Raw genomic sequence first — 20,105 nt, 5'->3', positions numbered from 1 at the left:
TGACTGTCATGTTGCTCAAATCACGATCTCGCTTTCTAAGTTCAAATTCCGGTAGAAATCTCATCTCGCGATGCGTGGCTGGAATCCTGCTGCTGAATTCTGTGGCACCGGCTGTCGTTAGCTTAGTGCCTGTAAGAAGCCAGAATATTGTGCCTGGAGTGGCGCCAACCGTTGCCGGGGCTATGATGTCCACAGAACCTTCTGAATCGGGCCCTTCAGCACCAATTCAAGCGGAGGCCCCGAGCTTCAGAACGCAACTGAATGACGTCGGACGACTGACGCACAAAACGAGTCCGCAAGAAGTTCGAGAACTCATCAAGAAAGCTGAAGCCACTGGTCTGAGCCGTACTGAACGAGCACGGGCGCAAATCCGCGTGGGCGAAGGCTACTTGGGACTCTTTGAACCAGCGATCGCCGAAGACTGGTTCCTGAAAGCGAGCAAATCCGCGATCCAAGACAGTCCGGAATTTGGGATTGCCCGTTACGACCGTGCGATTTCATTGTTCCGCCAAGGTCGCTACCAAGAAGCTTCTGACTCCTTTGCCACCGCAGTAAAGGGCAATGCTTCTGGGTTCAATTATCGGGATGCAGTCGGCTTCTACGCGATGGCGAAGAGCTGCGCGGGATACCACCTGAAGCGAGCCGAAGCGGGCATCACCGAGCCGTTTCACCTCGATCCTCTTTGCGGCGTTGCCGCGATGGGGCAGATTTTGCGGAAGCTTGGCAAGGAATTTTCGGAAGAGTCATTGGTCAAGAAGATTCGCCACACCGGGGAAGGCAGCTCTTTCGATGACCTCAAAAATGCCGCGCCCAAGTTCGGGTTGTCAGCGCATCAGATCAAAGTTTCAAACAACGAATCGCTGAAGGCTTTGTTCCGATTGAACAAGGGGATTCCGATTGTCGCGAGGGTCGAGCACGACCACTTCATTGCCGTTGCCGGAGCCGATGAAAAGGGTGTCGACTATTTCTGCAGCGACTGCGGGGAATGGCCCGGTGGCCGGAATCATCTGACTTGGGAGCAATGGCAGTTGATGGAAGCGGACGCGTTTCTTGCGGTCGCTCCAAAAGGGTCGGACTACCAGCTCGCTTTGGCGGCATTGCCAAAATCGTCACAGTCAACGATTGACGCTCGCTGGATGAGTCCGGTCGGTGCCCCGACGGGGTTCCAGGGTCTTCTAGGTCAACTCGTCACGGCGGGGATTGGATACATCGGTCCCTACTCCACAGTTTGCGGCGGACGGCTTGAAGGCCTGTGCTGCCCATGCGATCGACCTGCTTGTATGACGATCTCGCGTGGCCCTGCGATGGTGAACGTTGCAACGGGGGCATCCGAAACGGGATTCGCTGGTGGAAGTTCAGTTTTCAATGCAATCGGCGGCCCGTCGGTCAGCTATGGCGGAATTTACAACAGTCAGGCAACGACCTATTGCGAGCTCGGTAACGGGTGGTCCACGCCCTATAACGTCGGTGTCATTCGTGATCGAGGATTAGTAGAACCGAACGGTTCGATCATCGGGTTTAGGCATCCGATCGGCGTTCCTTCGCCTTCAGCCTCTAATCCAGGACCCGTGGAATGCACGGTCGGCATCGAGCATGCCGTGAAGGTCACTTGGTACTGGGATAGTGCTACTGGCGGTGATCGGTATGAGATCGAGTATAAGGATCGATCAAAGTGGGTAACTGAGAGCTCTTCGGGCCCAGACTATTCGATTCCAGGCGTCTATGCGTCGCCGATTCCAGCCGGCGCGGATAGCTATCGCCCGATTCAATACATGGTCGATCGGTTTGGAGACCGGATTGAACTGGTTCGAACGGCGGTTGCGAATCCGAATTTCCCGACCACACAAATTCCGGTTCTGTCGCAAATCAAAGACAAGAATGGCAGCGTACTTTTGACGCTGAATCTTGATTCCTCCGGGATTTTGGAATCAACCGTCGACGCTTTCGGCCGCAAGGTGAAGTACGAGGTCGAGGAGATTGCCAACGATCTCGGCGGCATAAATCTTGATTTCCCGAATGGGAAGTACTTAAGGAAGGTTTCGCAGCCTTACACCGGAACACCGAGTTCTGTTCCGCTTGCGACGGAATACACCTACGGCCTCTTCGGCAACGGTGATGGCCAAAGTTATCCGTACCTGCAGACGATCAGTCAGCCAAATCCTGCCTACTACAACTCGACCCCTTCCGGCGGCGCAATGTCCACATGGACGTTCGAATATCCGGCGGCACCTGCAGCAGCGGTTGTCGAAGCAATTGTGGACCCGAACGGGAATCGGACTGAGTTCACTGAAGTATCGGAGTTCCGGACAAAGGTAACCACGAAGGATGCGACGAACACCGTCATTGACGAGTTTTCGGCGGACTTCAATAACAACCAGCAAGTTGAGGCGATTTATAACGCGGATGGAGTCAAGGTTTCTGAAGCGTGGTACGACGCGAGCGGCGACGTTTCGGTCACCACCGAGCACTACTCTTCGACCAAATCGATCACAACGAGGTACGACTATCAATACCCTCGGAATCTGGTCTACACCTATCGCCTAGAGAGCCAGGGCTTCTCAAATCCGCTACCTGGAATTGGAACCCAGTTCAAATTCGACGAAACTTCTGGCGCGTACTGGGGCGGGGATCTCATCGAGGTTCAGGAAGGAACTGGCGCAGGACCATACAACTTCACACCGACTCGGGCGAAGACGACCTACACGAGATATGCAAATGGTCTAGTCCAAACCGTGAGCTCGCCTGCGCCGGGGCAGACAGGAGTCAGCGCGACTCTCCAAACGACGACGTATACCTACGACGCGCTCGGCAATATTCTCCAGATTCAGAGTCCTGGAAATAACGCTGAAACCGTCCACACGACTACACTCAATTACACCACCGACGGAACGTACACAACCACCGCTAAGAGAGGGCAGCCGGTTGTGGTCACGAACAGCAATGGCGAGAAGACTCACTTCCGCTATGACGTCCGTGGGAACCTGATTCAGACTTGGGACAATCTCGGAAACACCACCGATTTTGCCTATGATCCTCTTTCGGATCAGCAAACGCAGGTTCAACTTCCTGCTACCGGCAACACCGGTACTGGGCGTGCGACAACCGTCAATACCTACGCGTGGCTAGGCGGCCCTGTAAATCGGGTCGAGTCCTTTAGTGAAGCCGGCGGAACGGCGTTCCGCACCGTAAACCTCAGTTACGGCAAGACGGGCGAACTGCTTTCTAGAACTGGAAGCACGGAGGATGTTTATGTCTCCTACGATGGCCTGTATCGCACCAAAACGGTGCGCGACGGATTCAATAATGCCGGCCACACCACGACCTATACCTACAACACCAAAGGTCAGCTGACTCAGTTCAGCCAGCCATCTGGCGCAACCGGTTCTACAGCCGATGTGACGCAATTCACGATCTATGACCTGCAAAACAACCCGCTGAGCAGGACCGACGGTCGCGGCATGGTGACGAACTTTGTTTACGACGAGCCGAACGGCAATTTGTCGTCGATCCTTTATCCAGCCGCGCCATCAGAGGACGTGACTCTGACCTACGTCGAATATCAGCGTCCGACGGGTTGGAGCAACGGTACAGGTTCTGAAACGGCTACCTACGATGAATCCGACATGATCCTCAGCCGGACCACGGCCTACACGGGGATGACCGGATCGAAGACGATCAGCTACACCTACTACCCCGACGGCAGTCGCCAGTCGATGTCGCATCCTGGCGACTCGTTGGGATACTCCTACGACAAAGCCGGGCGATGCATCGGATTCTCGACTGCGGAAGGCAACAGCTCGTTCACCTACGATGCCGCCGGACGGATGACTCACCGTTATCTCCCTAACGACATCTACACGAACTATTCCTACAACCAGTTGGGTTTGTTGTCCCAGGTTGCTAACTACGCCGAAGCGCTAAAGAGTAAATACGATTCGCTCGAATACGATGGCGCATTCAACCTGAAGAGCCTGTATCACGACATCGATGTCGTTCCAGACATGGACGGATCGGTGAACTTCTCGTACGATTCGAAGGATCGCCTGACTCAAGAAGTGAGCACTCGATATGGCGGATACACCGAATCGCAGGCGTACGACAACGCTGGGAATCCGACCACTTTCCGAAGTGCCACGGGCTTCCAGTACAACAACGCCAACCAGCGCACCGGAACGGATTTCACGTACGACGGCAACGGAAATCCGACGAAGTGGAAGGGCGTCAACGCGACCTTTGACAAAGAAAACCGGATGCTGTCGTTTGGCACACAAACGAACGGCTACCGCGCAGACAACCTGAGGGCTTGGCGGCAAGACGCGTCGACGGCGCCGAAGACATTCTTCTTGTATGACAACGGCAACGTCGTCTGCGAACTGGATGCATCTGGTGCTGTCGTCGCCCGGAATGCCTTCGCGCCCGATGGACTCGTTTCAAGAGTCGAGGGCTCTACGGCCTACTTCTACATGTTTGACCAGCAAGGCAATGTGGTCAACATCATCACCGATGAAGGTCAAGACGCCATCTTCTTTGCGTACAACGCATGGGGTTCGCGCAACTTTGCCTATCCCGACGAAGAGAAGCATGGGCTGAAGCAGCCATTTAGCTTTAACGGCAAGTGGGGCTACTACCTCGACACAGAAACGGGCCTCTACTACTGCCAGAACCGGTTCTATGATCCGACTGCCGGCCGCTGGCTCACCCGCGATCCGATCGGCTTCTCTGGTGGGATTAATGTGTATGGGTACTGCATCAACCGTCCTACTACGCTTACAGATGCAACCGGCCTAACTCCAGCGAAGGAAGTAGAAGAACTCGAGCTCGCTGCCATCGCGGCTGAAGAAGCTGGCAATACTGCATTGGCTGAAGAACTTTGGGCAGCTGCAGGTAAGCTCGCCGGCGCTGGGTTAGGGGCCGCTTCCGCCGATGGTGACCCTAGTAATGAGTTAACCACCGTTGCTCAAACATGCCAGGGCGGAATATACCATTTGGTAGATAAGTGCACAGGGCTTGTTAGGTATGTAGGGCAAACCAATGACTTTGTACGAAGAAACTGGGAGCATTTGAGAGATCCAGATAAGGTAGGGTTGGAAATGAAGATCGTAATGAAAATTAATGATCCGTTTGAACGACTTATTCGAGAGATGCAGGAGATTTCGTTCCAAAAGGAAGCAGGTTGTGATTTACTTAACAAGAGAATGCCAATTGGTCAGAACAATCCACTTTACAACCTCATCAAGGCAAGCTTAGGAGGAACGTAGTGAAACGTATTGTTCTAAAGCCAGGAATGTTGTTTGGAGTTCCCTTACGGGATCAAGGGTATATCCCTGGGATAGTCACTCATAAAGGCAAATATTCCGGTTTTGCGGCCTTTGGGCAGACGCTAATGCCCGTTGATTGTTCGACAGAAATGATCGAGAGGGCAATAGCCTGTGCCCCTTGGTTTCGTGCTTATATCGCAGGGATCGGCTTTACGCGACATCACTGGAAGTTATTTGCAAGAAACGTGCAAATTCCTTCTCCCCTGGTGCGACTCCCGCTATTTCGAGTGTGTAGTGACGAGCCTCCAACCATGTATCTTGGCGGGCTGGACTTCTATCCGGTGTTCGTGGAAGAGCCGTCGGATGGCGAGGAAGTGCTCAATTATGTTGGCTATGGCTATGCTGCGCTGATGCAAACACTTGAAGAATTTGCAGCGGTACCGAAGGATGAAGTTGAGGAATGGAAGCGAAGGGAAGGAATCATTTCTTAGGCAACATCTGCCAAACAGTAACTTTTGCACTTTCGCCTATAAGAACTCTGAAATATTCTTTGTGCTAACTATTGGATGGATGCCCGCTCCGTTCACAATTGGGAAATCGGGGAGATGCTGCATGGCCTTGTGACATCCGACCCTCTGGCTGCAGGTGAAGGGTTCGGTGATTGGATCGATCCGGTAGTTAGTGAGGCAAATGATGGCTACTCTGGCTGGAGTTATGGAGGCAGAGCTGGAATTGATCCTGATGAACTTATGGGTGACATCTATTGAACGGGTAAAGTTCACGAGGCTGACTGTAGATGACTATGATTGGAGGAATTGATCACGGACCCGAGGGCGCTAGGAGCGGATTCGCAAGAGATGACGCCGCACTCTTGCAACTCTTGACGCAGAAATTTAAGGATCAAAACGAAAATGTTGAAATGACCTTCGGCTTCTTTCTTGAAACATGGGGATCAATAGAACCGGAACTGTGTCCTGAAACAAAACTAGGACGGATACATGCTTCGAATAGCAAGCTGGATGTTGGAATTACAATCTACTTGTCAAGAGATTTCTTGTATTCGAATGAGTTCGAGAGGAGAGAGATGTTTGCCAAACTGATTGTTGAAGGAATTCGGCGAATATGCGCAAATATGAAGAAGAAGCATTCCAACTTTGATTCTGGGAACTGGGAGTCAATTGTCCAATCGGCTGTTGACGAGTATCTGAAATTGCCGTCGCCACTTCCGGTTTCGGGTGGGGAAGAGTTTTGGGAGACTGTCGATCAGAAAGGGCTCCTGGCAAATCGAATCAAGTAGCATAAGCTCTACCGTGCGCGATTCTCAGTGATTAGAACGGCAACTCGAGAAATCAAATAGGTGGTAATGACTGGGAAAGCGACTGAAAATTAAGACAGCGTTCACTTTTAAACTTGCTAGTGGCGGTTTTGCTGGAGGCGTGGTCACTCATCTTGGTCCTGGACTCATCGGATTGGCCGTGATTTCAACACACAAATTCAATGAGATGCCGACACTGACACAACTCGAAGAAAAGTTGCATCACGAGCCATGGTTTCGCGAGATTATTAGCAATTATGGATACAGTACTGGACGGTGGATGTCCTTGGGAACATTCGAAAATCTGGACGACGAATGGCAGAAGCTGCCACTGTTCTACATGTCAGAGCATATTCCCATAGTGGAATTTACGGAGACATTTAACGTTGGGAAAAGGCACTTTCGTGGCGATATTGAAGACAGAGAGGTGATGGACTACGCTATTCCCGGTCCAAACATAACTGAGACTTTTGTTGAGCGCGTACTCAATCTTGACCCAGAGAGTCAGCAAAAGAGGCTAGACCGATATCGAATAGGTGCCCCCCACTATGGGTAAATCACTCCCTTGTCGTTCCTTTGATTAGGTTTTGTTCTGTACTTGAGAAAGTCGCGATGGTAGTTGACCGAAACAACGTTGGTGACTGGGATATTCACTCGCAAGGTGCAGCCGGTTTGAGTGAAGCTCTCCGCGCCGCAATGTTCTAGAGAGCAATTAACTGTGCCAGAAGGTACACTCAAGTGCCACTATGTGGTGGAGGGTTAGTAAGAATTGTTTGGACAGCCAAAACATGAGTCTTGAGTTTTGCGGAGTCAGACTGTGGCTCTAGTGATATTGGTCGCGATCTGTATTGGGACGATTGGACTTATCGTAACCTTCGGCAACTACTATGTATTGCTTATTAAGAAACAAGGCTCAGTGGGTGGATTTCTCGGTGGTACATTGCTATCGATTGCACTTTGGATTGCTTACGAAGCAAGCGGACATCAGTTTCATTGGGCTGTCACATTGCTTCCTTTTGTCATTGATCCGGGTTCTGGACCTTTGATGTTCGCGGCAATCAAATATCACTGGAAGCGCTGGCGGTCAAGAAAGTCCTTTTGACGCCTGAACTCCAAATTCGCATGGCACGTCGAATCTGAATGCGTCGCCGCTTGAGGTATGTTGGTCATATGATCCTCTTTGCAGATCTGTTTCCGGAACCAATTAAGCAGACTGGATTTGGGCCGGCATGGATTTTCTCCGGTGAGCGCATGAGTATCATCATTTTTCACGAATCCGGTGAGATAGTCCCGGGCATCTTGGCCAATGGAGGTGCATACTATAGGAGTATTGGGAACATTGTATTAGATAAACTTGGAATAGAAGGCCAAGCAAGAGCTGACGCCAAGATAACCCGAAATGATGCTGACATTTATCGACTTAAAGAACTATGGGTTCAGCGACTTGTCGAATTTGGAGATCTAGAGGGATTGTTATCCATTCCAGAACCTGGCCCGCCTGTCTAGATTCTGAATCCTCCTGCAATACTCTCGGCTTTTGTTAGCCAACTATCCAAGTCTAATTAGTTTTTCAACCTTTTCCGTAAATGCGTTTGGAGTAAAAGGAATTGTGATTTATCTGATGGAAGTCGACTTGTTTCTTCTGTTTCTTGGTATCATGCAAGCACTCATCATTTTCAAATGGAGATTGTATGGAGATCATCACGTTAAGGCATTATTGATGGCGTCCGTGGCAATTTGGCAGGTTTTCATCTGGAGAGCCCTATCTGCTAATGGGATTTTCACGATAGTGACTGAGCCAGCTACTCTATGGATGCCATTCGGGGGTTCCTTTTGGGGGCTGAAGTTGGTTTCCAGTCCGAACATAGTGAAGTAAACTCAGAACTGCGTCAACTCGACCCGGCAAATCGTCCGACGGGGCGTGCGCCCAAAGTAATAGACCGCACCCTCACTTACCTGGTAAAACTATAGAATGGCCATGGAACTATTTATGAGATTCTTCAAGCGCAGAAGCAAGCCGAAGGAGCCAGCCGAGCTTGTCGAAGACAGTTTCTTCCCGATTGTTGCATTTGATTCTGAAGACAATTACTCAGAGATCTTTCCGACAATCGGAGAATTAATGATTACGATCGAAGCCCATTATGATGTGAAACCTGAAATTACATTCTTTTCACGGAATGGGCTACCGCTTCAATTGGAATACTACATCTATCAGGCCAAATGTTCTGGAGCAGAACTGCCGCCAGATTCGAGCTTGTATCGCAGAGCTTTGATCGCTCTAATTGAGAATGAGTCTGATCTGACATCATCATGGCGTCCGCCAGGATTTCAAGAATTGAAGGATGAACTAGGAAATCAGGGCCACCAGTAGAAGAATTTGCACTCCTTTCTCAAAACACTGTAATGAGGGATAGGATTTGTGATGATTACGGACGCGGGACGGCTTTAAGGATAATTGACGTCCACCGTCGGCGATCGATCAGCGATGATCAGAAGCCGGCGGATGGCCACTTCCATGGTGAATTTGGGTTGATGTATAAGTACGTCATTCGAGCGGAGATTTCAGATTTAAAAGAGTTGTACGAGGTGTGCAAGGAACTCATGCCGAAGGCAAGGTTCTTCTATTACCGATGGTCGGAGGATAATTATCTGAAATGGCATAAATTGCCAGAAGTGGGAGATGTGAGCAACTTAAGGTTCTCACGCCTCCTGTTCTTCTTAAGGCTGTATGCGTTTGAACAAAGCCCGTTCTCCGTTACGAAGTTGGCGAAAGTGTCGAAGTATTTTATGAGCCTGCCTCTCGAGAGAATCCTGAGGCATTAGGCGAATGGCATATGTTGGAAGGCGGGAAGTGTATATTGATTCTAAGGGATGAAATTCGGAAGAAACTGCCCAAGGGACTGGAGATCGAGTCGCGAATTTGGCCACCAGAGTAAACCCAAGTTCTGAAAGCCAATTGGATGCCAATGACATTGTCGAACCCTCAATCTTAGTCAGGGTGTAGACTGAGCATGAATCGCGCCACACGCAAAAGTCACCGTAGATCGACTGGCTACCGCTAGGTGATAGAGGATTTTGTGGCGGTGCTATGCTTGGATATGTTGTTCGAGGAACTGAAGAATGAATTGGCGATCCCTGTTTCAAAGACGAAAGAAGCCACTAGGTGAATTTGAATCGGCTATTTTGGCAAAGCTGGCTAGTATTGGCGATCAGGTTCAGTTTGCACCTACCGAGCTTTTCGTCCAGGCAGCGGATCACAGTCAGGTCGTGTTTGGAGGCGAGCTCCCGACAATCAAGGCGTGGGAACCTGGCCCTGGCCAAGACAACATCTATCCGGTAGCAGTCGTATTATCTGGTTCGCATACGGTCGCAACAATCTCCGCAGTAAATCACAAAGTTGATCGAATTGAATACCAAATGGCTGTGGATTCGATTGATCCTGACACGATAAGTGTACAGCTTCTACAAGTACCTAGCACGGTACATGGAGATTTAGAAGCTGTGGAAATTCCAAAGTCTGTTGATCTCGGCAAACTGCTAGAGGTGCGTAGCCTTCCCAGCGATGTGTGGGAGAGACAGATGTTGTTGCGAACTAACCAAGCCGTTTGTGATGCATTGTCGAGCACGCCACTTCGCGGAATGGACAGACTCTTTGAACATGCCTCGATCCACGCCGCATCGCCGAAAACATATTGCTTTCCCTGGTTCAAATATAAGGTTCTGGTTTTTGCCGAATTTGGCAATATGTATCGCTTTATCTTTTGGGATCCGAATCGCTCGGATGAAGGCTTCTTTGTTAATGTGCATGAGTATGAAACGGAACCCGTGCCCTTTGGTTTTCGTTTTATGGATGCGCTGAAGTTTCTGTTCAGCGAGATTGATCCTGACGATCTTGACGGTAATGACGATTGACGTGATGATCTTAACTAAACTTGGAGGCCGTGAGAAACTTGTTCTCCGCCCCTAACCCCCCTCATAACAGAGTAATGAGGGGGGCTGCTTACTAGCGGCTTTTTGAGAGGACCTCTACAATGACATCTTTTCCTGAAATGTGCCAGAGAATTGTCGATACAGGCGATTCCGATTTTCTGAAATCTCATTTAGACTCCCCTGATCCGAGAGAGAGGATGTTTGCCATTCTGGTTGTGCAGCGGCTGAAGTTATATCAGTATGTCCCTCAATTGCGAAATTTCTTGAAAAGTAGTTTTGATGGCGATATTGCAGATTCAATTGTGGCGCTCAGCACTCTCGAAGACCGCGAGGCGTATCCCGAGATTATTAAATTCGCTTCTTATCCAAACCCCGAAGTTAGATCTACTGTTCCATTTGCAATTCGAAAACTTGGCGGAGAGGCAGATCGTGCAATTCTCATACGACTATCTAGAGACGGAGACTATGACACTCGGTTAAATGCGCTGGATGTATTAAAGTTTCTAGATGAGGCACTGTTGCAATAGTAGCTAGTGGCAAATTTGGGGACTCTTCTCTATTCATTATAATTCTCTTTGTCGTTTAGATTTTCTCGTGCCACGTGCATATAGTGTGGGAAGCAGATAGTCGGAAGGACGAAGAGAAGTAGGTTCTCTCCCCCCTAACCCCCCTCATAACACAGAAAGGAGGGGGAGGGAATTGCAATAAATACAGACGTGTGACTGCTTAGTGATTCTCTGACTTCCACCGAAAATCGGCGATCAAAGAGTGATGATCGGAGCCAGCTGAAGGGCCGACCCAGCAGCGGACCGGAACATACTCGGGGCTGGAGAAGAGGTGGTCTATTCGCACGAGAGGGAACACGAGAGGAAAGCGATCTGGGAAAGTCCAGCCAACCCCATTCCCCACCTTACCAAACGCGTTCTGGAATTCATTGGAGAGCGTTCGGACGTGAGAGTGATTCGGTGGATTGTTCAAATCGCCGCCAAAAATCACTGGGCCTACCACGCTGGAAACCGCATTTCGCGTGTCATCGAAATCCCGCTGTTGAGAAGCAACGGTGCGCTTTAGGCCCTCCATTCCTTGACGCCATTGCGGCACAGACCAGTGAGTTGTTAACCCAGTAAATGGGTGCGGCGCGTGAACTTTCGCCGAGAGAATCACACGCCCAGGAACGCTAGAAAGGGGCGAACTATGCAGATTCGACAGCGGCCATCGCGAAAGAATCGCGACATCGCCATCCTGGACCATGTGCCAGCCGTCCAGCTTTGACCGCAGATAAGAAGCAGGGCTGGAATCGCCTCCCAGGTTCTCCTGAAAATAGATCACATCGGGCTTCAGCTCCTGCACCATTTCCAGAGCCTTCGGTACCTCTCGGCTGTGGAGATGGACATTGAACGTCATGACCCTTACGTCCTGCTGGGAAGTGTTTGAGTAAAACATATCCCATTGCCAGCCCAGTAATCGACTAGAGAAGAACGCAAAGAACAACAGTGCGGTGATTTCGCCGGGCTTGCGAAGTCCACGCAAAATCCGAGCAACGGTCCAGGCCATGCAGATCGCCCCAGGTGTCACTACGACAAGAGGAGGGAGGTATGAAAAAACAGGAAAAGGCCAAACCCAGCGATCACCGTAAACAGACGCGAGCAACCACACCAGTGTCAGGGCCAAAAATATGAAATAGGGCAGTTGCTTTTTGTCCTTCATCGCTTCGCACAACAGCACTCGCGATGACTAAGTTCCGGGGTGCCCACAGTTCGACTAACACGAAATTGTGTGCGCTAGCCGAATCATGGATAGTCTCGCTTGCTGGTGAAATTCCGCACAATCTCACCGTGTACCAAGCCATCGGCGTGAATGGGCGAATTGTGGACAAGAAGTAACACCTTGCATACTGCGAAAGGTATACATAGATCAGCGGCGCAATGACGTACAACTTCGAAGAGCCCGAGTTTCCTGAAGCCCCGAAGCTAGTCCAGTTCGGATTAACGGCCAAAGATTATGAGGACCTGGCCGAGGTCGATAAGGCCATCAAGTCTGCGTCGTGGTTTATCCCGGCGCCAGTGGATATCACCTGGGTCCCGATGATCCGTACGATCCCTGTTCTTCCGCTGACGTTGCCGCCGATCTTCGTCAATGCTAAGGCACTCGGCAACTACTTTTGGCCGTTTTGTTTTGCATGTGGCGTGATGATGGTGGTGCTTGGCCTGATCTGTTACAAATGGGAATCCAAATATCAGAGCCAACGAGAACACCGCTTCGCCGAACGAATGGCGGTTTGGCGAAGGCGGGTTCGTGCTCGCGCGCCGAGCCAAGTGCAATATCGGGATACATTACAGCCTCTGATTGAGATCTTTGAGACCGCACACGCGAATTAGTATCGAGAACTGGCGACACCGCTTGTCATCAGGAAGTTGTCGAGCGAGAACGCTCACGAGCAAATACGCGCCCCCATCGCCCGACGGATCGCCGCACTCGAAGGCGCATACGGTCGGGCGTTAAAGCACTACCGCACCCCCCAACCCTCCCTCGACGACATTCTGAGTAACGCAGGGAAGAAGTAATCCCCAGCCCCCAAGCCACAAACAAAAACGAGAGCGCCCGCCGAAAAAATCGACAGGCGCAACAAGCAATGGCAAGACTTAAACGTCGTTAAGCAGCAAACTTCAACGATCGGCCCGAACCACCAGCCCAAACCGAAATCGGATTGGTCGGAGCAGCAGACTGACCGTCGCACTTGGCAACAATCCGGAACCAAACCGAGGTGCCCGGAGTTCCAGCGTAATCAAACTTGGCCTTCGTGGTCGAATCAAAGATCGTCCAATTGCCCGAAGGCGAATCAGAGGTCTCGATGTTAAAGATGGTGCCGGGCTTGTTGCCGTTTCGGCCCCACTTCAGTGAGATCACGCCTTCGCCATTCACCGTAGCCACCAAATTGGTGGGAGTGGTTGGCGGCGTGGTGCTGGCCGGAGTGTTGTGCGGAGCCAACATCAGCGCATCCAAAATCGCATCGGAGATGGCAGGATTGGCGCGCCAAATCTTGGACCAACCGGCCACATTGGCTCGGGCGGCCTTTTTGGCGGCGTTCTTGGCGGTCACGGCTTGCTTGGCAGCAGCTTTGGCGTTTTCGCTCGCAGCATAAGCGGTCGAAAAAGCGGTGTAAAGTGTGCCCATCGTGGTGATATCAGCAGGCGTCAAACCGAGCACGGTCTTGTTTGCCTCACTCGCCGCCTTAAAGTTGGTCAGCTTTGTCACCAACGGAGCATCAGCAGTTTCTTCTGTTATGTAGGACATGGTTGTCTCCCCGTCCTCCGCCATCGAAGTCGGAGCACTTATTGGTGATATCGGCGCCCCTCTGCGGGATTTTTAGTGAGACAGTTCAAAATCACCCAGCTAAAGGTATACATTGCTTAGCGATTGGCGCGACTCCGCGTTCACAGTTCAATGACGTACAACTTCGAAGAGCCCGAATTCTCCGACGCACCAAAGCTAACTGACTTCGGCTTGGTCCCGGAGGATAATCAGAGTCTCGTCATCGTCTGGGACTGAAGCTAGATGCCCGGCACAGGTGGGCGAATTTCAAATACCGAGTCACTAGCAATCGTAAGGTTATCGATCCCCGCGAATGAGGAACGTTCGACGGGTTCAAATTCCACCACATAGATTTCTGACGGGTTTATGCATTTGACAGCGATCGGAATTACAATGTCCTGCGTGACCTGCCTCATTCCAAATGGTGCCTTGGCTTGCCGTAATATCTGGTCTTCCAAGATATCATCCTTCCGCCCTTTAGCTTCGCACGTCACAATAACTTCACGATAGGTACCTGGAGTAACCTCTTCATGAGCAAGAAAGAGCGCATCGATTTCGGTCTTCGCTAATTTGACGCTCATTTGAAGAAGATCAAGTTGCCTGATCGACCTCTTTGACACCAGTGAAAAGTGAGACTCGACGATCCGAAGCCGAGCAATAACCTGAATCAGCCAAGGCTCGTCCGAGCGGCCCAACCGACGCGAGGCCAGAGGCAAACTGACGCTTTCAATTGCATGTCGTGGCGTATCAGCGCCTGGTGATGCAAAAACGACGGGCGGAAATGCTGAGGATTGGCCATCGGCGATTCGGACAAATTCGAAACAGGCGTCATTCCCGGTCACTTGGCGTGCGGTGAAGCCGCATTCCAGTACATAAGGTGGCCAATTTCGTTCAGCGCTCGCTCGAACACGAACGAAGTCCTTGAAGAAATTTGCGGGATTTTTCGCGCTCATTTTCTGGTTCGGATGATCTGCGTTAAAATCCTCAATGCCTTTTGCTACTTCGTCGAGGGTGACGATCGGGTCCGACAACACCTTGGCCTTGGGGTCGTATTTCATCTTAAAGATCGACTCTATGATAATGCTTTTGGCCGTCATGATTATCCCGGCCACCTAAGGACGAGTACCTCCTCTCGAAGTTGCTGTTTCGTTGCAGTCGCAAGCCTTGTTCGAAATAGATCGAGTGAAACGACTTCGTAACCCTGTGATTTGGCTATTTGGCCCAGTAAGTCACCGGTAGGGATGTGTACTTGTAGATATGAGGCTTGATCGCCAACGACATATCCCAGCAGTGCTCCAGGTCGCAATTTGGGTCGCAGGCTGTCGAGGTGCCGCGCCATGCCGCCAAAATAGAGTTTCGCAGCCTTGTGATATAGCTTTTCAAATCCTGAAGTCTTTCCGAGGGCAATCCTTCGTCGCTCGATCTCCTGGGCAATTTGTTCTATTTCCGGCACATCTCTCACGAAAAGGTGGTCGTCATCGGCGACGTACACGTTTCGGGTATTCGATCTGAGCAGCCCTTGCTTTAACTCGCGTAATTCCTTCTTGTTGTTGATGTGCCCCAGAATTACCGATTCCAGCCTTGTTGTTCTCGTGTAATCCTTTTCGTTTGGATACGGCGGTGAAGTGAAAACAGCTGAAATCGAACAATCCTCCAGCTGAGACACATCCCTTGAATCTGCTTGTATCAACTGTGAAGGGATATTACGTCGGTCATTGTAAGTCTCGATGTCCGTACTCATTCGTTCACAATGCGACAGCCATTCGCCCACAACATCGACGTCAAATTTGGGTTTGGAGACCCCCACTTCAGGACCGAATTTGAGGTTTCCGGCTCTCGTGACAAGTGTCCAAGCCAATGCGAGAAGTAGGTGATTGGTGAGCTCGCTTGGGGCGGACGCTATCCATTTCTTTAGCACAAGTGCGCGGTGCAGGGGCCTTGGACTGATTGAGTCCTTCAGAATGAGAGCAGCGGCATCACAATCTAGGCATCGGAGCCCGTATAGGTTAAACTGCTCTGCCTCACGGGCGATGTTCGATAAAGTTGCAGCCTCTGATCTTGGCAACAACTCTTCAATTTCTTTGTTCGCTCGTTCGGCGATCCACCTGGCTATACGCGACAATTCGGCCGGTGAGATCGACCAATCAGTCTTGGTCCGACTTGCGAGGGCAGCCATCGAATTTGCTTCGAAACCCACGCTCGCAATGCCATTCTTCTTACACTCAACGATTGTCGTACCGGTACCGCAGAATGGATCTAAGACCACATCGCCGGGCATGATTTGAAATTTTGTTAGGTACTGGCGCACCAAATGAGGTGGAAAACTAAGTACAAAACGGTACCAAGCGTGAATCGGCCTGTCTTCAGCAGAGAGCTTGTTATGAAGTGGACTGCTTATGTCCCATTGCGGACGGTCCAGGTCGTGAGCGGTCGTGTACATGTAGTTATTGGACGTAGTCAAGCTACCGGTCGGAGCTTACCTTTGCACTAACAACAATGGTTCCTAGGCTGGCGAAGTTCATTGAAAACGGGTCGGGTGATTATGACGATTGCAGATTCAGTCACAAATCCGCTACTCGTGAACGAGCAACGTATAATGAAACAGCGTAGGCTTGTCCGGAGGGAGTCCGCTCGGGGCGTGAAGGTTGACCGTGTCGATGGTCCGTTGACCTGAGCCTGCATTTATCGACCTTGATTGGTCGCCGCCGTGGCGATTGTAATCTTGATTAGTTCGTGCGGTCGTATTCTTCCAGGTCAGACAAATCTGTGCCAGTCGCGGCAGAACGGCAGCCCATTTCTGCGAGTTCCTTTGCGCTCATCGGCTCACCGTGCTCGTTCAGGAGATCATAGTGTCTCTTGTTGTGCTGCCGCATCTGCTCGGATAGGTCGTAATCAATCGGCATGCCTTCCAGATTTTGGTGTTTGGCCATGTTCTCCGCGACTCGTTTCTTAATTTCTTCTTCGGTCATTGTTCTACAGGTTGTTATACAGAATGTTTGGAGCTGGGCAACTATTGAAAACGAGAAGCAAGCCCGGAATGACGAACCATTGACCGGCCATTCCTTTCAAGCCTCAAGCAGACTACCAAGAGGCGGGCTTGCCAATGAGATTATACGTGCACATCTTCTAAGAAACGACAATTCGAAATAAATTCCCCCCTCATGCGCGACCGCGCATGAGGGGGTAGGGGAGAGAAGGGCAGCATTCTAAGCAAGAATTCCGCCGGAAACTCCGTGTCGGTCGGAAGAAACTTGGCAGATTCCGAATGACGGCCCGTGGTTTCCGCCGTACGCGCCGCATTCGCCGACCGAATCCGCAGGGAAGTCGACTTTCTCCACGCCACTTCCGCCAGACGCCAGACGGAATTCGGAGGATGCCACGCGGATTCGGGCACCGTTGAACCTAAACCGGGCGATTTTGACCAAAAGGTGAAGATCGGGACAGGCTCTGCCGAACCTAAAAGTAAGGCTATGGAACTTGTCACGCAAAAGATGGGCGATGCGGAATATCTCGCCAGTTTGAAGGTGTTTTTTGACGCGGCGCAGCTGTACGCGGACACTTTGGGGCTGGATAAGCCGGAGCTGACCGAGCTGCAAGCCCAGATCGGCCAGTTTGAAAAGCAGCTGCAACAGACTCAGGCCGCCAAAAACGCGCTGAAGGCGACGGTGACCGAAAAGGACGCTCAACGCGACGTGGTTCGGGATCTGGTGGGCACTTTTGCGCGGCGATGGCGCGCCGACGAGAACATTCCCGACGAGATTTTGGCGGGGCTTCGGCTGGCGCCGCATCGATCTTCGCCTGTGCGATCGGCCCCGGCTCCGGTGACCGACCTGGTGATCACCGCGAACGGCGAAGGCGAGCTGAGCCTGCGATGGAACCGGAACGGCAATGTGAAAGGGACCCTCTTTATGGTGGAAACCGCTCCCAACGGCTCTGGGCCTTGGGTTCTGCTGGATTCGGTGACCTCGACCAAGTTCTCGATTTTGGGCGAGCCTGGTGTTCCGATTTGGTTACGGGTTCGGACAAAGCGCCGGGGTCTGACTTCGGTGGCTTGTTTGCCTGTTTCGATGTGGGCTGGTGGCGTCGGCTCCGGTTTGCTGCTGGCTGGGTAGGTTGCTTTTTCTCCCCCCCCCCCTAGCCCACCTCATAACAAGTAATGAGGGGGGTGTTTATCTGCCGTGACAAGCGACGGGTTAGTCTTCGCGGCGGTGGGGGAATGGGTCGGACGGCCGGGTTTTGTGGCAGACCGTGCATTCTTGCAGTGTGTCTGCGAAGCCCTGCAACGAGATTACTTGTTGATTGTCTTGCGGCTGGGTGGCGGGCAAGATTGTGTGCGGGGTGTTGTGGCAGACCACGCACTTCACGCCGCCGTGCCCTTTGGAATCTCTAAAGAGCTTGCCGGGTTCTTCGAAGGCAAAGCCTGCGCGCTGGTGGCAACTACCGCAAGTGGGGAGGTCGACCCATGGTCTTCGAGCCGTGTTCCCGACATCGGCCATGGTGCCGTGGCAACTGTTACAGTTCATTCCGCGAGCGGTGTGAACGTCTCGTTGGCATTGCGTTCGGACGCCAGGATGGCACGAATAGCACTCATTCTTGGTTCCGAGTTCGAACTGTGCCATGCGGCTGGCGTGTGCTCCGTGCATGGCGTGCGAGAACGTTGAAACTCCGGCGACGCCGGGTGCGCCGAGCGCTGGATCGGCGTGACATTTGGCGCAGAGCACTGGTTTTTGAGCTCGCAAATTGGTGCCATGAAGTTTATCGTGAGCGGACAAAACATCGGGCGCCATGCGCTTGTCGGTGTTGCCGATCGTGAACTTCGAGCCCTTGGTCAGGTGGCATGTGTCGCAGTGCATTTCCCACGAAACCGGGATAACCGGCGCGGTGACGTGTACGATTTGACCGTTGCGTTTGAGTGTCAATTTCGCGAACTGATAGGCGTTTTCTTGCCCATTGTCCATTCGCGGGGTGATCGGGATTCCGGGCGCGATGAAGTCACGGTCTGCGCTCACATTCATCGTTCCGGTCAGTCCTTTGCCGAAGAGTCCCATGTTTGGAGCCAGATTGACGCCAAAGTACAGTTGTGCGTATTGCCAGAAATTTGTCTTGTTTGCGGACGTGGTATTGCCGGGCATGCTATATTCCACCGTCACGCCTTGGGTGATGATCTCCGGGCTACCGTGGGTTCGGTCGATCACGGTTGCTCGCATGGTGTTTGCTGGGGGCAGCAAGCAGAACTCGCTGAAATCCTCATTCATGCAGTGCATTCCGAGATCGTTGTAGCCAATCACGATGTAGTTGGGCAGCGATGCCCTAGCATTGGCCGATTTCATGCCTGTTGTGCTGGTGAAGCCGACGACGATTGCAATGGCTCCGTACAAAAGTACGCTCCCTTTGGCCATCGCAGCAAGAATTCTCTTCTTAGCCATCATGCAATTAGAGAGGCACTATTTTTAGCGATGGATACAAGAACTTATCGCTATCTTTTTGTGCAGATAGAATGTAGAAACGATTCTAAAAATGTGTTTCTGTAATTGAGGTTCGGTTGGAAATGAGATTGTAGAACCGCCTTAGTTGGATAATGGGTATCAGCCAACAAAGAAAGAAGAGTTAGGCGAATTTCGAGACTTCTAGATACTCTGTACGTTGAATACGGTGAGTATTGCGGAATCGAAATCGGTTGATACTGAGCCACACAAAGACGCTGCTTTCCGTTCGCATCGGTAAAAAGTGATTTCGACTTCAAGAGGGGAGAAGGTATACCAAAATCCAACGGATTTAAGGGCTTTTGTTAGGAGTTTTTCCATTCGATAACCGTTCTCGTGGAATTCGAATTGAAGATCTTTTAGTTTTGAAGTCGCATACTTCTCCCAAATACCAATTGTGGTGTCCATTGGCAGTCCGCAGGTCCATGCTAAATCGGTTTGATGTGCAGCGAAGAGCTTCTTGAATGCTAAGGAATTGCCTTTGCAATCATAGCTCACGGTAATCACCGGATCGAACCCGAATGATTCTATGATCTGATCATAGAGATCATATCCTTCGAGGGACGCCGCGCCAGGGATGAGAGGTTCTATAGCTGATTCCTGAAGTATGATCGAATCGCTTGTATCATCCCATCCGATTACATGCTGGATTTGGAACATCACGATGTCTTCTAATGCGCCTAGCGGATCAAGGCATCCTTCTGCGGCAACAATCGTTGAACCTATAAGATAGGTAGTGTGGGCATGCGGCTCCTCGCCATGGCTTTCACTTTTGGTGATCGTGATCATGATGCTTTACTATCGCCA

General features: G+C 51.3%; 19 protein-coding genes. 12 read left to right on the top strand and 7 right to left on the bottom strand.

Annotated features, from left to right (window positions below; genetic code table 11):
- Nucleotides 1-74 precede the first annotated feature (74 nt).
- The 10 genes from J0L72_10345 (at nucleotide 75) to J0L72_10300 (ending at nucleotide 11,030) form a co-directional block, all read left to right on the top strand.
- Nucleotides 75-5,258 carry a hypothetical protein gene (locus J0L72_10345; protein MBN8691170.1) on the top strand — a complete coding sequence of 1,728 codons (5,184 nt, stop codon included), beginning with the start codon at nucleotides 75-77 and terminating at the stop codon, nucleotides 5,256-5,258.
- Entirely contained in the window at nucleotides 5,258-5,749 is a 492-nt protein-coding gene (locus J0L72_10340; GenBank protein MBN8691169.1) for a hypothetical protein, read from the top strand. The genes J0L72_10345 and J0L72_10340 overlap by 1 nt, the downstream gene beginning before the upstream one ends.
- Nucleotides 5,750-5,863: 114 nt before the next feature.
- Nucleotides 5,864-6,025, top strand: coding sequence for a hypothetical protein (locus J0L72_10335; protein ID MBN8691168.1), 162 nt, complete (start codon nucleotides 5,864-5,866; stop codon nucleotides 6,023-6,025).
- A gap of 365 nt (nucleotides 6,026-6,390) precedes the next feature.
- On the top strand, nucleotides 6,391-6,555 hold the full coding sequence (locus J0L72_10330) for a hypothetical protein (GenBank protein MBN8691167.1): 165 nt from the start codon (nucleotides 6,391-6,393) through the stop codon (nucleotides 6,553-6,555).
- A gap of 139 nt (nucleotides 6,556-6,694) precedes the next feature.
- Nucleotides 6,695-7,129 carry a hypothetical protein gene (locus J0L72_10325; protein MBN8691166.1) on the top strand — a complete coding sequence of 145 codons (435 nt, stop codon included), beginning with the start codon at nucleotides 6,695-6,697 and terminating at the stop codon, nucleotides 7,127-7,129.
- Between the two features lie 614 nt (nucleotides 7,130-7,743).
- Nucleotides 7,744-8,079, top strand: coding sequence for a hypothetical protein (locus J0L72_10320; protein MBN8691165.1), 336 nt, complete (start codon nucleotides 7,744-7,746; stop codon nucleotides 8,077-8,079).
- A gap of 472 nt (nucleotides 8,080-8,551) precedes the next feature.
- The gene (locus tag J0L72_10315) at nucleotides 8,552-8,944 is read left to right on the top strand and encodes a hypothetical protein (GenBank protein ID MBN8691164.1); all 393 of its coding nucleotides are present in this window, start codon (nucleotides 8,552-8,554) and stop codon (nucleotides 8,942-8,944) included.
- A 32-nt stretch (nucleotides 8,945-8,976) separates the two neighbouring features.
- A complete protein-coding gene (locus J0L72_10310; protein MBN8691163.1) occupies nucleotides 8,977-9,396 on the top strand; it encodes a hypothetical protein in 420 nt (139 codons plus the stop codon).
- A 297-nt stretch (nucleotides 9,397-9,693) separates the two neighbouring features.
- Entirely contained in the window at nucleotides 9,694-10,485 is a 792-nt protein-coding gene (locus tag J0L72_10305; GenBank protein MBN8691162.1) for a hypothetical protein, read from the top strand.
- Between the two features lie 119 nt (nucleotides 10,486-10,604).
- A complete protein-coding gene (locus J0L72_10300; protein ID MBN8691161.1) occupies nucleotides 10,605-11,030 on the top strand; it encodes a HEAT repeat domain-containing protein in 426 nt (141 codons plus the stop codon).
- A 199-nt stretch (nucleotides 11,031-11,229) separates the two neighbouring features.
- Here J0L72_10300 and J0L72_10295 read toward each other — a convergent pair whose 3' ends face one another.
- Nucleotides 11,230-12,057 carry an endonuclease/exonuclease/phosphatase family protein gene (locus J0L72_10295; GenBank protein ID MBN8691160.1) on the bottom strand — a complete coding sequence of 276 codons (828 nt, stop codon included), beginning with the start codon at nucleotides 12,055-12,057 and terminating at the stop codon, nucleotides 11,230-11,232.
- Nucleotides 12,058-12,428: 371 nt separating this feature from the next.
- Between J0L72_10295 and J0L72_10290 the strand changes: the two genes are divergently transcribed.
- On the top strand, nucleotides 12,429-12,881 hold the full coding sequence (locus tag J0L72_10290; GenBank protein ID MBN8691159.1) for a hypothetical protein: 453 nt from the start codon (nucleotides 12,429-12,431) through the stop codon (nucleotides 12,879-12,881).
- 274 nt (nucleotides 12,882-13,155) lie between these two features.
- Here the strand turns inward: J0L72_10290 and J0L72_10285 are convergent, their stop codons facing one another.
- From J0L72_10285 to J0L72_10270, 4 genes are all read right to left on the bottom strand, one after another.
- On the bottom strand, nucleotides 13,156-13,797 hold the full coding sequence (locus J0L72_10285) for a hypothetical protein (GenBank protein ID MBN8691158.1): 642 nt from the start codon (nucleotides 13,795-13,797) through the stop codon (nucleotides 13,156-13,158).
- 257 nt (nucleotides 13,798-14,054) lie between these two features.
- Nucleotides 14,055-14,912 (bottom strand): hypothetical protein, encoded by an 858-nt coding sequence (locus J0L72_10280; GenBank protein ID MBN8691157.1) that lies wholly within the window; start codon nucleotides 14,910-14,912, stop codon nucleotides 14,055-14,057.
- A 2-nt stretch (nucleotides 14,913-14,914) separates the two neighbouring features.
- Nucleotides 14,915-16,255, bottom strand: a complete 1,341-nt coding sequence (locus J0L72_10275) for a DNA methyltransferase (GenBank protein ID MBN8691156.1) — start codon at nucleotides 16,253-16,255, stop codon at nucleotides 14,915-14,917.
- A 286-nt stretch (nucleotides 16,256-16,541) separates the two neighbouring features.
- Complete coding sequence (locus J0L72_10270; protein ID MBN8691155.1) at nucleotides 16,542-16,784, bottom strand: hypothetical protein; 243 nt, start codon at nucleotides 16,782-16,784, stop codon at nucleotides 16,542-16,544.
- Between the two features lie 306 nt (nucleotides 16,785-17,090).
- On the opposite strand from J0L72_10270, the gene J0L72_10265 reads away from it, so the two are divergent.
- A complete protein-coding gene (locus J0L72_10265) occupies nucleotides 17,091-17,927 on the top strand; it encodes a fibronectin type III domain-containing protein (protein ID MBN8691154.1) in 837 nt (278 codons plus the stop codon).
- Between the two features lie 81 nt (nucleotides 17,928-18,008).
- Here the strand turns inward: J0L72_10265 and J0L72_10260 are convergent, their stop codons facing one another.
- Both J0L72_10260 and J0L72_10255 read right to left on the bottom strand, forming a co-directional pair.
- On the bottom strand, nucleotides 18,009-19,244 hold the full coding sequence (locus J0L72_10260; protein ID MBN8691153.1) for a hypothetical protein: 1,236 nt from the start codon (nucleotides 19,242-19,244) through the stop codon (nucleotides 18,009-18,011).
- 198 nt (nucleotides 19,245-19,442) lie between these two features.
- Nucleotides 19,443-20,087 carry a hypothetical protein gene (locus J0L72_10255; protein MBN8691152.1) on the bottom strand — a complete coding sequence of 215 codons (645 nt, stop codon included), beginning with the start codon at nucleotides 20,085-20,087 and terminating at the stop codon, nucleotides 19,443-19,445.
- Nucleotides 20,088-20,105 lie beyond the last annotated feature (18 nt).

The sequence above is a fragment of the Armatimonadota bacterium genome (assembly GCA_017303935.1).
Classification (GTDB): domain Bacteria; phylum Armatimonadota; class Fimbriimonadia; order Fimbriimonadales; family Fimbriimonadaceae; genus JAFLBD01.
Note: the sequence above shows the minus strand (reverse complement) of the source record. Positions and strands in the feature narration are given on the sequence as shown.

Excerpts from the sequence above, each read along its gene's own strand:
- J0L72_10280 (MBN8691157.1), bottom strand. The coding sequence starts at position 14,912 with ATGACGGCCAAAAGCATTATCATAGAGTCGATCTTTAAGATGAAATAC.
- J0L72_10300 (MBN8691161.1), top strand. The coding sequence starts at position 10,605 with ATGACATCTTTTCCTGAAATGTGCCAGAGAATTGTCGATACAGGCGAT.
- J0L72_10320 (MBN8691165.1), top strand. The coding sequence starts at position 7,744 with ATGATCCTCTTTGCAGATCTGTTTCCGGAACCAATTAAGCAGACTGGA.
- J0L72_10310 (MBN8691163.1), top strand. The coding sequence starts at position 8,977 with ATGAGGGATAGGATTTGTGATGATTACGGACGCGGGACGGCTTTAAGG.
- J0L72_10275 (MBN8691156.1), bottom strand. The coding sequence starts at position 16,255 with ATGTACACGACCGCTCACGACCTGGACCGTCCGCAATGGGACATAAGC.
- J0L72_10290 (MBN8691159.1), top strand. The coding sequence starts at position 12,429 with ATGACGTACAACTTCGAAGAGCCCGAGTTTCCTGAAGCCCCGAAGCTA.
- J0L72_10255 (MBN8691152.1), bottom strand. The coding sequence starts at position 20,087 with ATGATCACGATCACCAAAAGTGAAAGCCATGGCGAGGAGCCGCATGCC.
- J0L72_10335 (MBN8691168.1), top strand. The coding sequence starts at position 5,864 with ATGCTGCATGGCCTTGTGACATCCGACCCTCTGGCTGCAGGTGAAGGG.
- J0L72_10330 (MBN8691167.1), top strand. The coding sequence starts at position 6,391 with ATGAAGAAGAAGCATTCCAACTTTGATTCTGGGAACTGGGAGTCAATT.
- J0L72_10260 (MBN8691153.1), bottom strand. The coding sequence starts at position 19,244 with ATGATGGCTAAGAAGAGAATTCTTGCTGCGATGGCCAAAGGGAGCGTA.
- J0L72_10285 (MBN8691158.1), bottom strand. The coding sequence starts at position 13,797 with ATGTCCTACATAACAGAAGAAACTGCTGATGCTCCGTTGGTGACAAAG.
- J0L72_10295 (MBN8691160.1), bottom strand. The coding sequence starts at position 12,057 with ATGGCCTGGACCGTTGCTCGGATTTTGCGTGGACTTCGCAAGCCCGGC.
- J0L72_10270 (MBN8691155.1), bottom strand. The coding sequence starts at position 16,784 with ATGACCGAAGAAGAAATTAAGAAACGAGTCGCGGAGAACATGGCCAAA.
- J0L72_10315 (MBN8691164.1), top strand. The coding sequence starts at position 8,552 with ATGGAACTATTTATGAGATTCTTCAAGCGCAGAAGCAAGCCGAAGGAG.
- J0L72_10305 (MBN8691162.1), top strand. The coding sequence starts at position 9,694 with ATGAATTGGCGATCCCTGTTTCAAAGACGAAAGAAGCCACTAGGTGAA.